Source organism: Mesorhizobium sp. PAMC28654, from assembly GCF_020616515.1.
GTDB lineage: Bacteria > Pseudomonadota > Alphaproteobacteria > Rhizobiales > Rhizobiaceae > Mesorhizobium.
Genome location: NZ_CP085135.1, coordinates 5812509 through 5825546 on the forward strand (window position 1 = coordinate 5812509; position 13038 = coordinate 5825546).

General features: G+C 62.5%; 12 protein-coding genes and 1 pseudogene. 4 read left to right on the top strand and 9 right to left on the bottom strand.

Annotated features, from left to right (window positions below; genetic code table 11):
* Window positions 1–163: 163 nt before the first annotated feature.
* Window positions 164–1259: pseudogene (locus LGH82_RS28595) on the bottom strand (ABC transporter substrate-binding protein).
* A 77-nt stretch (window positions 1260–1336) separates the two neighbouring features.
* A complete protein-coding gene (locus LGH82_RS28600; RefSeq protein WP_227345904.1) occupies window positions 1337–2344 on the bottom strand; it encodes an ornithine cyclodeaminase family protein in 1008 nt (335 codons plus the stop codon).
* A 114-nt stretch (window positions 2345–2458) separates the two neighbouring features.
* Between LGH82_RS28600 and LGH82_RS28605 the strand changes: the two genes are divergently transcribed.
* Complete coding sequence (locus LGH82_RS28605) at window positions 2459–3349, top strand: LysR substrate-binding domain-containing protein (protein ID WP_227345905.1); 891 nt, start codon at window positions 2459–2461, stop codon at window positions 3347–3349.
* A gap of 118 nt (window positions 3350–3467) precedes the next feature.
* On the opposite strand, the gene LGH82_RS28610 is transcribed toward LGH82_RS28605, so the two are convergent.
* Genes LGH82_RS28610 through LGH82_RS28625 form a run of 4 tightly spaced genes read right to left on the bottom strand, consistent with a single transcriptional unit; the run spans window position 3468 to window position 7456 of the window.
* Window positions 3468–4634: an ABC transporter ATP-binding protein gene (locus LGH82_RS28610; RefSeq protein WP_227345906.1), complete on the bottom strand. Its 1167-nt coding sequence runs from the start codon at window positions 4632–4634 to the stop codon at window positions 3468–3470.
* Window positions 4627–5769 (bottom strand): extracellular solute-binding protein, encoded by a 1143-nt coding sequence (locus LGH82_RS28615; protein ID WP_227345907.1) that lies wholly within the window; start codon window positions 5767–5769, stop codon window positions 4627–4629. Before LGH82_RS28615 ends, LGH82_RS28610 begins: the two co-directional genes overlap by 8 nt.
* Window positions 5750–6598, bottom strand: coding sequence for an ABC transporter permease (locus tag LGH82_RS28620; protein WP_413771480.1), 849 nt, complete (start codon window positions 6596–6598; stop codon window positions 5750–5752). The genes LGH82_RS28615 and LGH82_RS28620 overlap by 20 nt, the downstream gene beginning before the upstream one ends.
* Window positions 6599–6637: 39 nt before the next feature.
* A complete protein-coding gene (locus LGH82_RS28625) occupies window positions 6638–7456 on the bottom strand; it encodes an ABC transporter permease (RefSeq protein WP_413771481.1) in 819 nt (272 codons plus the stop codon).
* A gap of 469 nt (window positions 7457–7925) precedes the next feature.
* Between LGH82_RS28625 and LGH82_RS28630 the strand changes: the two genes are divergently transcribed.
* Entirely contained in the window at window positions 7926–9134 is a 1209-nt protein-coding gene (locus tag LGH82_RS28630) for an ATP-grasp domain-containing protein (protein WP_227345909.1), read from the top strand.
* A gap of 158 nt (window positions 9135–9292) precedes the next feature.
* Complete coding sequence (locus LGH82_RS28635; protein WP_227345910.1) at window positions 9293–10498, top strand: NAD(P)-binding domain-containing protein; 1206 nt, start codon at window positions 9293–9295, stop codon at window positions 10496–10498.
* Window positions 10499–10506: 8 nt separating this feature from the next.
* Here LGH82_RS28635 and LGH82_RS28640 read toward each other — a convergent pair whose 3' ends face one another.
* From LGH82_RS28640 to LGH82_RS28650, 3 genes are all read right to left on the bottom strand, one after another.
* Window positions 10507–10872, bottom strand: a complete 366-nt coding sequence (locus LGH82_RS28640) for a DUF1048 domain-containing protein (protein ID WP_227345911.1) — start codon at window positions 10870–10872, stop codon at window positions 10507–10509.
* A gap of 2 nt (window positions 10873–10874) precedes the next feature.
* On the bottom strand, window positions 10875–11204 hold the full coding sequence (locus tag LGH82_RS28645) for a PadR family transcriptional regulator (RefSeq protein WP_227345912.1): 330 nt from the start codon (window positions 11202–11204) through the stop codon (window positions 10875–10877).
* A 263-nt stretch (window positions 11205–11467) separates the two neighbouring features.
* A complete protein-coding gene (locus LGH82_RS28650) occupies window positions 11468–12295 on the bottom strand; it encodes a class I SAM-dependent methyltransferase (RefSeq protein WP_227345913.1) in 828 nt (275 codons plus the stop codon).
* A 160-nt stretch (window positions 12296–12455) separates the two neighbouring features.
* Between LGH82_RS28650 and LGH82_RS28655 the strand changes: the two genes are divergently transcribed.
* The gene (locus LGH82_RS28655) at window positions 12456–13034 is read left to right on the top strand and encodes a phosphoglycerate mutase family protein (RefSeq protein WP_227345914.1); all 579 of its coding nucleotides are present in this window, start codon (window positions 12456–12458) and stop codon (window positions 13032–13034) included.
* The last annotated feature ends 4 nt before the right edge of the window (window positions 13035–13038 follow it).

The window sequence follows — 13038 nt, forward strand, 5'->3', positions numbered from 1 at the left end:
GTTCTTTCACGAGTTGCACGCCGCTCGCCAAACCTCACCTGGGTCCCGGGCTACCTGTTATGCGAGATACCTGCGATGGCGGGACGTCCGCCATCGCAGGTATCGGCACCTTCGCCTGTCGGGTTGGGAGCAACCGTCCCGGCGCGACGTGCCAATTGCAAGGTCAGTCCCGGGCGTAGTCGGCTTGGCCGCCGGACCATTTGTAAACGACGAATCCCGGCGCCTGGTTGTCGCCCTTGGCATCGAACCTGACCGTGCCGAGCACGGTTTCGAAGCTTCCCTGGCGCAGGGCCTCGGCAACGGCTTGCGGGTCCGTCGAGCCAGCCTTGCCAAGGGCCTGTGCGAAAGTCTGGATGATGCCGTAGGAGTAGAGCGCCCATCCCTGGGGCTCGATGCCGCGCTTTCGCATGGCCTCCACGGCGGCACCTGCTTCGGGGTTCTTTCTCGGGTCCGGTCCGAAGGTGAACAGCGTGCCCTCGGCGGTCGCGCCGGCAATGGCGACAAACTCGCTGGAGGACAGCGGATCGCCGCCACAGGGTTAGCTTGAGGCCAAGGTCGGCGGCTTGCCGCATGATCAGGCCGGCCTCGGCATGATAGCCGCCAAAGTAGAGAACCTCCGTGCCGGCCTCTTTCAGGCGCGTGATCAGCGCCGAATAATCTTTCTCCCCGGCATTGATGCGGGCTTCCATCACGATGGGTTGGCCGGCCGCCGTCAGCGCGCTTTTCACTTCCGCCGCCAGCCCGGCGCCAAACGCCGACTTGTCGTCGATGATGGCGATCTTCCTGCCGAGGAAATGTTTCAGAATGTACCGCGACGCCGTCGGCCCTTGCTGGTCGTCTCGTCCGCCGATGCGAAAGATCGACCTGAAACCGCGCTCGGTGATCTGCGGATTGGTCGACACCGTCAGGCTGACCACGCCGGATTCTTCGTAGACTTCCGAGGCTGGAAGGGTCGCTCCGGAGCAGAAATGTCCGTTCACGAAGGTGATGCCATCGGCAATCAGCTTGTTGGCTACGGACACAGCCTGTCGGGGGTCGCATGCATCGTCGGCAACGACGATCTCGATCTTCTCGCCACCAATTCCGCCATGGGAATTGATGTCGTCGGCCGCCGCCGCTGCTCCAGCCTTCAACTGATCGCCAAAACTCGCATTGGGACCGGTCATCGGTCCGACGACGGCGATGCGAATGTCCGCAAAGGCCGCCCCAGCGCTCAATGCAAGGACAGTTGTCGCCAGCAATATTGATCGAAAACGCATTGGATTCTCCTCCGGCTCATGGTTAAGGGATGGCAACAGGGCCGGACGCAGCCGGCGATGAAGCGAGACTTGACAGTTCAGAGCACCACGATCTGCCCGGCCTTTTGCGCGCGGGCGCGGCTGTAGGCGATGTGCGCGGCGACCATGTCCTCCATGGCGATGCCCATCGCCTTGTAGACGGTGATCTCATCCGCCGTTTGCCGCCCGGCCTTGCGACCGATCAGCATGTCTCCGAGCAGCGTGGCTTCGCGGGGATCGATGCCGGCGAGTTCCGCGCAGCCAACCGGCGGCGCCTTGAACGCTTCCGTGGTTTCGACGAACAGCCGCGCGATCAAGATCAGCTCCGGCGGCAGTTCGCCCTGGGGCGGGGCATAGCCGACCGAGGAAACATGCGTGCCTTGCCTGATCCATTCAGCGTCGATGACGGGCATGTAGGAATGGCTGGCCAGGCACACGACGTCGGAGGTCCTGACCGCCGCCTCGATATCCCGGACAGCCACGGCGCGGGGGGCCAGCCGGGCCAGTTTCTCGGCGTCTTCATAGTGAAGCGAAGCGATGCGGATCTCGTCGAAGTCACGGACAAGCGGCAGGAGGCGCAGGTGCTCCCGACCCTGCACGCCCGCGCCGACAAGGGTAACGGTGCGCGCATCCTGGCGGGCGAGTTCCCGCACCGACAGAACCGCCGAAGCGGCCGTTCGAATGCCAGTGATGTATGTCCCGTCCATGATGCAGAGCGGAGCGCCCGTTGCCGGGTCGAAGAGGTTGATCAGCGCCAGGTGGTTCGGCAGATCAATCTCGAGATTGGCCTCGAAGACATTGACGATCTTGACCGCGATGTTCATGCCTTCCTGCCAGGCAGGCATCGACAGCGAGAAGCCTTTTCCCGGCACCGTGATTTCCGGCCTGTCCGGCGATTGGACCCTGCCATCGGCGATGGCGCGAAAACCCTCGGCAAGACCGTCGATCAGCAGGTTGAGATCGAGCAGCCGCACGACGTCCTGTTCGCTGAGGACAAGGACATCCAGGTTGCCCTTGGCGATCTCAGCCGCGCTTTTCCGCAGCTCGGTTGCGCTTGATATGTTCATGCCTTCACTCCAGTGCACGGCAGGTCGTCCTGCTGTTGTAGAGTCAGACAAAATCATTTGGCTGATCAAGGAAAACGACTTTATTTGTACCTGCATGATTTCAAGTTATGGTTGATGATGCGCCGCAAACTGCCATCCCTGTCCGCGCTCCGCACGTTCGAGGCCCTTGCCCGCACGTTGAGCTTCACGAAAGCCGCCGCCGAGCTCGGTGTGACGCAGGCAGCGGTGAGCCGCCAGATCAAGAATCTCGAGACGGAACTGGCGGTCGAGCTGGTCTCACGCAAATCGGGCAAGAACAGCCTGACGGACGCCGGTGATCTTCTGTTCGGCGGCGTCTACAAGGCCTTCGACACAATGGAAGCCGTCATCGACCGCATCACCGACAGCGGCGGCCGCGAAATCCTGAATGTCAGCGTGGCGCCGTATTTTTCATCTCAATGGCTGACGCCCAGATTGATGACGTTTGTCCAGCAGCATCCGGAGATCGACCTGCGTCTGCACCACTCCTACCACCCTGCCGATCACCGCAGGGAGAACATCGATATCGGCATCAACTGGGGATCGGGTGTCTGGCCGGGCGCCGAAAAGACCAAGGTGCTCGACGGCGCCCTGGTGCCCGTCGCAAGCCCCGCATTCGCGGCAAGTGTCAGCGGTGCGCTAACGCCGCGCAGTCTGGTTGACCAGCCACTGTTCTACGAGTTCGACCTGCAGCATTGGCGGCTCTGGTTCGAGACGCAGGGCGTGACGGCGCCGGCGATGCTGAAGGCGCAACGGTTGAGCGATTCCCACGCCTTGCGCCGAGCCGCCATCGACGGGCACGGGATAGCGCTCTTCTTCGCTTCGCTCATCGAGGAGGATGTTGTCGCGGGGCGCCTGGTGCGCCTTTTCGAGGACGCGGTGCATGTCGGGTACGACTACTACCTGAATTATTCCCGAGACGCCGAACTGCCGAGAAAGGCAAAGGCGTTCCGGCGCTTCATCCTGGCCGAGAGCGGCGTTTCATAGGCGGCCGCGCAGATTTGCCATGCGGGCAGGCCCCGGGAGCGGGCGACGCCAGAGCGGACGAATTGATTCCGGATTCGGTGCCATCCCGCTGTTGCGGCGTGATTTTTCGAGATCGTCCCTATTCGATGCGCACACCCTGTGCATCGAGAAGCACGCACCCCTTGGGATCGAAGCCGACATCCACCGCTTCGCCCTCGCGCAGCGGCTGGCCGTCGATGAGCGTGTTGGCGCGCACCGGCGTGTTGCCGCCGATGTCGATCTCGTAGACGGCGTTGCCGCCGAGATAGGATGTCGAGACGATCCGCCCCACCAGCCGGTTGGCGATGGCGGCGGCGCCGACCATCAGCTTTTGCGGGCGGATGACGACGGTCACGGCACTGCCAGTCGCAAGCGCTTTCGGTGAGGCGGCCCTGACCGTGTGTCCGGTGGCGAGCGCTATCGTTGCCACGCTGCCTTCCATGACGGTGACGCTGCCCGGCAGCATGTTGGCCTTGCCGAGGAAATTGGCGACGAAGGCGGTGGCCGGCCGATCGTAGACCTCGCCGGGCGTGCCGATCTGCTCGACCACGCCGGCATTCATCACCACGATGCGGTCAGACATGGACAGGGCTTCCTCCTGGTCATGCGTCACGAAAATCGCTGTGATCCCAGTCTCTTTCTGGATCTTCTTGATCTCGACGCGCATGTCCTCGCGCATGTTGGCGTCGAGCGCCGAGAGGGGCTCGTCCAACAGCAGCACTTCCGGTTCGAAGACGATGGCGCGGGCCAGCGCGATGCGCTGCTGCTGGCCGCCGGAAAGCTGCGACGGCAGCTTTTTCTCGCTGCCGGGAAGCCGCACCATCTCCAGTGCCTTGCCGACCCGCCTGACGATCTCGGCCTTTGGGACGTTGCGGTATTTCAGGCCGAAGGCGACGTTGTCGAAGACGTTCTTGTGCGGGAAAAGCGCGTAGTTCTGGAAGACCAGGCCGATGTTGCGCTTGTAGATCGGGATGTCGTCGACACGCTTGCCGCCGATCGAGATCAGGCCGCTTGAAATATCGACCAGGCCGGCGATCGAGCGCAGGATCGTCGTCTTGCCGCAGCCGGAGGGGCCGAGCAAGGTGACGAAGCTGCCCTTGTCGATCGCCAGCGAGAAATTCCGCACCGCCGCGAACTTGCCGTAGAAGATGTCGATGTCGCGAAACTCGACCGCCGGCTTGCCCACCGGCTCAATGCCCTGGGCAAGCTCGCCGCGAGCAACCCCGGCCGCGACCGGCCGGGGTTCGTGGAGCTTGTCGTCATGCACCTTTGGACACCCTGTCCCACTGCTTGTCCCAGGCGTCCTCGTTCTTTGCCCAGTAGAGCGGATCGGCGTAGGTCAGCGACTTCATCGTTCCGGTCGGATCGAAGGCGGGCAGGGCGGCGATCTTGTCGGTCAGCTTCACCTTGGTCGGGTCGAGAGAGGGCGGATAGTTCTGGCCCTCGGCCACCGCGATCGAGGTCGCCGGATCGAGCATGAAGTTGATCAGTTCCTCGCATTCGGCCATCGGCGAACCCTTGAGGATCAGCATGTCCTCCATCCAGGCGTAGGAGCCGGCGGGGTCGAGATAGCCGATCGGCTGGCCCTGCTGCTGCAGGGCGGCGACGCGGCCCGACCAGGCGTCGGTGACGACGATCTCGTTTCTCGACAACAGGTCCATCAGTTCGGCGCCGGAGCTCCAGAACTTCTTGGCGAGGTCGCGCGTCTCGCGCACCTTGGCCCAGACCGCATCCATGTCCTGGATGTTGTTGGGGTCCTGCTTGGTTTGCAGTGCGGCATACCAGACGCGGGTGGTCATGTCGGCGTAGCCGCCGATCTTGCCGGCATATTTCTTGTCGGTGAGCAGGTTTGCGCCCTTTTCCTTGGCTTCGTCGGCCGAGATCACCTTGGTGTTGTAGGCGATGCCGGTGGTGCCGTAGTCATAGGGCACGGCCGACAGCTTTGGCGTGATCTTGCGGAACGGATCGATCATGGCGGTCAGCACATTCGCCATGTTGGGGATGTTGGCCTCGTTGATCTCCGAGTTGAAGCCGGCATTGACGTATTTGATGTAGTAGTTGACGCCGGAGGAATGGATGACCTGGAAGTCGCCGGGCTTCGAGGTCTTGATCTTGGTGATGATCTCGTCCTCGTCGCCGAACGTGCCTTGCACGACCTTGATGCTGGATTTCGCCGTATAGGGCTGGAAGGCGTATTTATCGATCGCTTCCTGCACCACGCCGCCCCAGCCGTCGAAGCGCACTTCCGAGACCGCGGCCAGCGCGCGTCCCATCCAGGGCATGGACAATCCGGTGGCGGCGGCGGCCGCCGCCGTCAGCGTCAGGAACGAGCGTCGGCTGATATCGCCATTCGCGTAGCGGTCACTTAACCGCTCCAGTCTTTTACCGTTGGTCAGTTTCATTGCAGTTCTCCCATTTACGTTGCTTTTTTCTGAACCGGGTGAGGCTTTGCAGGATGAGCCCGCCTATCAAGGGAATGCCGACCGTCACCAGGATCATGACGGTGCCCAGCGCATTCACCTCCGGGCTGATCGAGATCTTCAGCATGGACAGGATCTGCGTCGGCATGGTTTCGACGCCGGCCGGGCGCCAGAACAGGCTGGCCGCGGTGTTGTCGAAGGAGATGGTGAAGGCGAGCAGCACGCTGGCGAGAACGGCGGGAATAAGCAGCGGCAGCGTGATCTCGCGGAAAGTCGACAGCCGCGACGCGCCGAGTGAAAGTGCTGCTTCCTCATAGGAGCGCTTGATGCCGACCATGCGCGCCTGCACGATCAGCACCACGTAGGGCAAGGTGAGCAGGATATGGCCGAGCACAAGCAGCGTCATCGAGCGCGGCTGGTCGATCGACTTGATCATCACCAACAGGCCGACGCCGAGGATCGTCTCGGGCACGAGCGCGGGCAGGATGACCAGCGTGTTGATCACCTGCTTGCCGGCGAATTCGAAGCGCACCAGCGCGAAGGCGGTCATGATGCCGATCAGCGTCGTCACCGCCGCCGTCACCAGGGCAATCCACATCGAGGTCTGGAAGGCGGCGAGCACTGGCTCGTTGGTCAACAGCTTGGCATACCAGCGCAGGCTGACGCCGGTCATGGGAAAGCCGCCGAACATGGAATCGTTGAAGGACAAAACGATGGTGGCGATGATCGGCGCGAACATGAAGATATAGACGCAGACCGTAACGAAGCCGGTCAGCCGCCAGGCCCACCTGCCTTCGCGGTCGCGATGCACGGCCGTCACGCGCCCGAATCCTTCATGCACCCAGATCCTTCATGCACTCAGCCCCTTCATGATCTGGGACAGGCCCATATAGCGGCTGTAGGCGGCCGCGACCGCGCCGAGCAGGACGAACAGGACGATGGACAGCGTCGCGCCCATCGGCCAGTTCAGCTGGCTCATGATGGTGTCGTAGATCAGATTGCCGAACAGCGCGTCGCGGCTGCCGCCCAGAAGTTGCGGCGTCACATAACTGCCGGCGGCCAGCACGAAGCAGAGCAGCAGCCCGGCGCCCAGCCCAGGCAGCGACAGCGGCAGCGTCACCTCGCGAAAAGCCTGGGCGCTGGTGCAGCCCATGGAGCGGGCGGCGGCGATCAGCGTGCGGTCGATGCTTTCGAGGCTGACATAGACATTGAGGATCATGTAGGGCAGCAGGAAATGCAGCAGCCCCATGATGACGGCGCCCTCGGTGTAGAGCATGGGCAGCGGCTCGTTGATGACGCCAAGCTTGAGCAGCACGACATTGATCAGCCCCTGTTCGCCGAGGATATGGATCCAGGAGAAGGTGCGGATGGTGAAGCTGATCCAGAACGGCACGATCAGCAGCAGCAACAGCAGCCATTTGTGCCGGAAGGTCGTGGCCCAGATGAAATAGGCCGGGAAATAACCGACGACACCGCAGATCACCGCCGTGATGACGCCGACGCGCACGGTCTTGAAAAGGAAGCCGTGATAGTAGCTGTCGGTGAGGAATTCCTTCCAGTTGTCGAAGGTCAGCGATGCCTGCTCGACGCCGGCCGTGACGAAGGTGAAGAAGGTGTACACTGTCATCATCAAGATCGGCAGCAGCAGGAGCAGGAGCAGCAACACCAGCGCCGGCGCGACAAGAGCCCAGGCCAATCGCTTGTCGTACAGTTTCCAGCCTTTGGTCACGATGGTCCAATCCGGCTATCTGTCTTGGATCGGCAAAGTTGCCGGCCCCCCAAAAGCCAGCTTCGACGATTGGCGTGCCGCTGTCCACCGTTTCGCGCATGGTGGCCTGCACAATTCCCGGGCAGGCACAAAGGGCATCAAAAGAGGGGAATTTGTTCACCACGCCGAAGCATTGGCGGGGGAGTTTGTACCGGCAGCGATGCTGTTCGGCTAAGCTTGCGTCCGTTCGGGCATTGCCGGATGTTGGTGGCGGGCTGTTGTACTTGCCAGCTTTCCGTGCCACGGCTGGGCCATAAAGATTATCAGTGACGGGCAGCTTATTTGATTAGACGCCGCTTATATTTTGCGGGCCAGTCAATCGGCACCCTCGGGAAACCCGCCACTGAGTGCTGATTGCTGGAATTGACAGATGCTTCCCCAGTTAGAGATGGATGATCCTGTTTCCAGCCGGCCCGCCGGGGTGGTTATTCTTGGCGGGGCGCATGGCACGCTGGCGCTGGCCCGGAGCCTTGGCGCCCGGAAAGTGCCGGTATGGCTGGTCAGCTCCGACACGCCCCTGCCGCGCTTTTCGCGTTATGCGCATAGAACGATTACCTGGCCTGGCCCCAGGGAAGAGGGTGCCATTGCCTTCCTGCTCGATATGGCGGCGACCCATGGTTTGCAGGGCTTTGTCCTGATCCCTAGCGGGGATGCCGAAGTTCGTCTTGTGTCGCAGGCCATCGACCAATTGTCTGATGTATTCGACGTGGTGCTGCCGCCATGGGAGCGGTTGAAATGGGTTTGCGAAAAGCCGCTGCTCTACCGTCGGGCGCGAGAACTGGGTATCGCCGTTCCGCTGACTTATGAGCTAGGCTCGCTTGAGCAGGCCGCCACCGCCGAACTCCGCTTTCCCGTCGTGCTCAAGCCGAACATGGGCGGGCGCAGCCGTTTTGCCCGCGCCAAGGCGGTTCTCGCCGACAACCAGGAAACTTTCCTGACGGCCTTCAAATGGGCCGCCGGACAGGTCGGCGTCGAGAATGTCGTCGTCCAGGAAATGATACCGGGAGGCGGGGAGAGCCAGTTTTCCTATGCGGCGCTGTGGAACCAGGGCGCGCCGGTGGCGGAATTCACCGCGCGGCGTACGCGGCAGTTTCCCGTCGACTTCGGCTATACCAGCACGTTCGTCGAGATCGTCGACGAGCTGCAATTGATCGAGGCCGCGCGCCGGCTTCTGCGATCGATCGGCCATCACGGGCTTGTGGAGGTCGAGTTCAAGCGCGATGCCCGCGACGGCTCGATGAAGATACTCGATGTCAATCCACGGCCCTGGACATGGTTTGGCCTGTCCGCCGCCGCTGGCGTCGATCTTGGCGCCATGCTTTGGGCGGTCAGGTCGGGTGACAAGGTCGCGGCAGTCTCGGCGCGGCCGAACACATCCTGGATGTATCTGGTTCGCGATGTGGTGGCTGCGGGCAAGTTGATCTCGAGCGGCCGGCTGAACATCCCAGCCTATTTGCGCGCGTTCGGCTCGGTGCGGGCGTGGGCGACATTTTCAGCCGGCGATCCCGTGCCCGGTTTGATCGACATACCATTGACGGCATGGCGCGTGCTGACGCGGCGTATACTTCGCATCCGCTGAAACAATTAACCGACAGCGCCGGTTAATCTGCCAGCCTGCCCGCGGAACGCGGCGTATTTGCGCATTCTTAACCCGGCAACGTTTAGGACGGCGAGGCGCCTGACCGGCTGTTCAGCGGGGATCGGGCGTCTGAAAACAGACCCGCGAGACCTAAAGACATGATCGCTTCCAAGGCCAGGACCGATTGCGAGGTGGTGGTGATCGGCGCCGGGCCCTACGGGCTGGCCGTTTCTTCCGCGCTGAAGGCAGCTGGCGTCGAGACGCTCACCCTTGGTGGCGCGATGTCGTTCTGGCGCGACCACATGCCGGGGGGTATGCGGCTGCGCTCACCCTGGCACGCCACCTATATCGGTCACACCAACGGTCCGCTGTCGCTGGACTCCTATGCAGAGGGACTTGGCATCTCGCCGGAGCAACCGTTGATGCTCGAGGACTTCGTCAAGTATGGACTGTGGATCCAGGCGCAAGCGGTTCCCGACCTCGACCCGCGCATGGTCGGCCGCGTCGAAACGGCTGACGGCGGGTTTCGCCTCGCTCTCGCCGATGGCGATGCCGTCCGTGCACGGCGCGTCGTCATCGCCACCGGTTTGATGAACCAGCAGATGATACCCACCGTCTTCAAGAGGCTGCCCGGCGAACTGGTCAGCCATGCCAGCGAGCATACCGGCTACGAGGCGTTTGCAGGCAAGCGGGTCGCCGTCATCGGGCGCGGGCAGAGCGCCTGTGAAACCGCCGTGTTCCTCAAGCAAAGCGGGGCCGATGTCGAGTTGGTGTGCCGTGGCGACATCCATTGGCTGGGCCACCGGGCGCTGTCGGGAAAACAGGCCTGGAGCTTGCGCGATTTCCTCTCGGAGCGCCTTGCGTCGCCCTCCAGGGTCGGGCCGTTCCCGATCTCCTGGCTGGTCGAGGTTCCCGGCTTCGTGCACCATTTTCCAGAGGCTGCCCGGGCTGGGCTCAACAAGCGCAGCCTGGGCGCCGGTGCGACGGGCTGGCTGCGACCGGGTTTCGACGGGATCAGGGTCAATGCCGGCAGCAGGATCGTCAGCGCCGCCGCCAGGGATAATGGCATCGAACTGCGGTTCGAGAAGGACGTGACCACCTTCGACCATGTGTTCTTGGGTACGGGCTACGAGATCGATATCGCCAGGCTCGGATTGTTTTCGCCGGACATGCTCGCCACGATCGCGCGCCGGGGCGGAATGCCGATCCTGTCGTCGGGGCTCGAATCCAGCATTCCCGGCCTGCATTTCATCGGCGCCAGCGCCGTCGGCAGTTATGGCCCGCTGATGCGCTTCACCGCCGGCACCCCGTTCGCCGCGCGGACCGTCGCGCGTTTCGTCCGCAAGGCGAGGGGCAGGCGCTAGGCCAGCCGTTACGGCCTGTTGTCCGCGATGCGATCAATGGCGTCGATCAACCGTTTCCGCTCCTTGTTGATCCACTGACCATCCGAGTAGTTCTGGAGAAACGTCTCGACGAACTCGACAGGGTTCTCGCCGACGATCGCGCGGATCGGGGTTCCGTTCGCCGCGCTCTGTTCGAAGAGCTCGGCGAGGTCCTCCAGCATCGACACCAGTGTATCGCCGTTCGTAATCGCCCCGAAATACATCAGGTATCGGTTCAGCGCCTCGATCGCCGCGCGATAGTTCGGGGGAAGCTGTTCCGTGCGCGCCTTGTACTGCCAGTAGCGCTTCTTCTGCTCGATCGACCCTGTGACCTTCTCGATCCATCCAATGGCCATGTCTATTTCCTTTCCGTGTGAAGCTGTTCAAGCCGTTCCGCGAGGAAGTTCCACGTCCTCCAGAATTCTTCGAGATAGTCCCGTCCCTGAGCGTTGAGCGAATACACCTTGCGCGGCGGCCCCTTCTCGGAGGGGATCTTCTCCACGTCGACGAGGCCCTTTTGCTCGATCCTGACGAGCAGGGCGTAGACGGTGCCTTCGGCGATGTCCGAGAAGCCCTGGCTCCGCAACAGCGCCGTGATCTCGTAGCCATAGGCGCGCCGCGCGGACAGGATCGCGAGGATGATGCCCTCCAGCGTGCCCTTGAGCATTTCCGTCATCTGCTTGCCCATGGAGCATTTCCTCATGCTACTAAGTGTTGCTGACTAGTGGTACATAGCATCACATAGTAGTGGCGGTCAAGCTCCACGTGGCGAGTGGTTCGGTGGGATTGGGGTGTGCCCATTTGGGCAAGCCAATGAGGCCGTGACCGAACGCGTCGGCCAGCAGGGTGTCGGCAGCGTGGGGGGAACGCGGCAAGATGACCGCGAGGTCGACGCCTGCGAGTTCTTCGCTCCGCGCCGCTCGGTGAATTTATCCGATCTTGAATCGCTGATTAGTTCGCGACCCGGAACACAGCGTAATCAATGGTGCGCACCGCATCGAGGAAGCCGGGCATCGGCGGTACGGCAAGCTCGGTGAACATGCCGGTGTCGCGGATCGCTGGTCGTGCCCAATCGATGGCGCGGTGGCTTGAGCTGCCGTAGACGATGAAACAATCGCGTGGATGCCGTGCGAGCGACGAGACGAGGTTTTTCAGCACGATCTCGAAGACGTCGCTGGAAAACGGATTGTAGAAATAAACGACCAGCGGCGTTTCGGGAAATTCATAAGCGGCGGCGTCAGCCTGGACGACGCTGAGCGCGCGGCATTTACGAGACGCATCCCTGAAGCTGTTTATGTTTCTTTTGGCGATCTCGACGAGCTCGCGCGCGAACTCCACGCCGATGATGTTCTGGAACGGATAGCGTGAGGCCAGCAGAAGCGTGCGCGACTTTCCCGAGCCGATGTCGATGAACGTATGGTTCTGGAGATCATGGGGCAGGGACTTCATGATGAAGTCGAAGGATCTTGGCGAGGTGCAGACGGCTTCGTTGCCCTTGGCTCGGTGCGGGCCGACGACATCGAGTGCATCGAGCTGGATCGAACCGGCGGTGTCGACCCCGTGCCGGCGATCCCATTTGCGGGCAAGATGGTCGGCAACGACATGACGCACATTGCGCAGGACAAAGCCGACGCTCGCACCCACCCCATGACGGCGAACCAGCCTGACCGGCTCCAACAGGCCCTTTTGACGGACAAGCGCCCAGGCCCTGCCGAGGCGGCCGGACGATCGGTCTTCAACGCCATCCCGATCCAGACGACGCGTCTCGAGATTTGCCATGCGACAGGCTCCGTCCCAGCCGGGTGAACATCGTCCGGGATAGATGCACCACCGCCGTTTAAGATTTCCTGACCAGCGCGCCGCGCCGCCTCTTTTGCGCCGCCAAGACTTGGTCTGATTGTGCTCTATCAATCGCCGGTCCGGATCGGAAGGATCTCACATGAAAGCTGTTGTCGTCGGTATTTTCTGCCTGCTGGCAACCGTGCTGTTAGCGCAGGCCAAAAGCGCCGGTACCGGCGGGCTGGCGGACGCAACCGTGGTGATCATACGCCATGGGGAAAAGCCGGACAGCGGCACGGACCTGTCGCCCGCCGGGCAGGCGCATGCCGAGGCCTATGTCGGCTATTTCCAGCATCTGGTGCTGGACGGCGTGCCGTTTCGTCCGGATGTGCTGGTGGCGAGCGCCGATTCCAGGAACAGCGCGCGCGAGCGGCTGACGCTCACGCCGCTATCGCAGGCGCTGAAACTGCCGATCGACCAGAGGTTCGCCGACAAGGAGGTCAAACCGCTGTTCGAGGCGCTGGCCAGCGAAAGCCATGGCAAGTCCATCCTGATCGCCTGGCATCATGGCGAGCTGGCCAAACTCCTGCATGCCTTCGGTGCCGATCCCGACGCGCTGCTGCCCAACGGCAAATGGCCGGGCAGCGTCTTCAACTGGACGGTGGTGCTGCGCTACGACCATGCTGGCCAGCTCATTCCAGGCTCGGCGAAGATCATTCAGCAGGACCCGGCCAAGTAGAGAC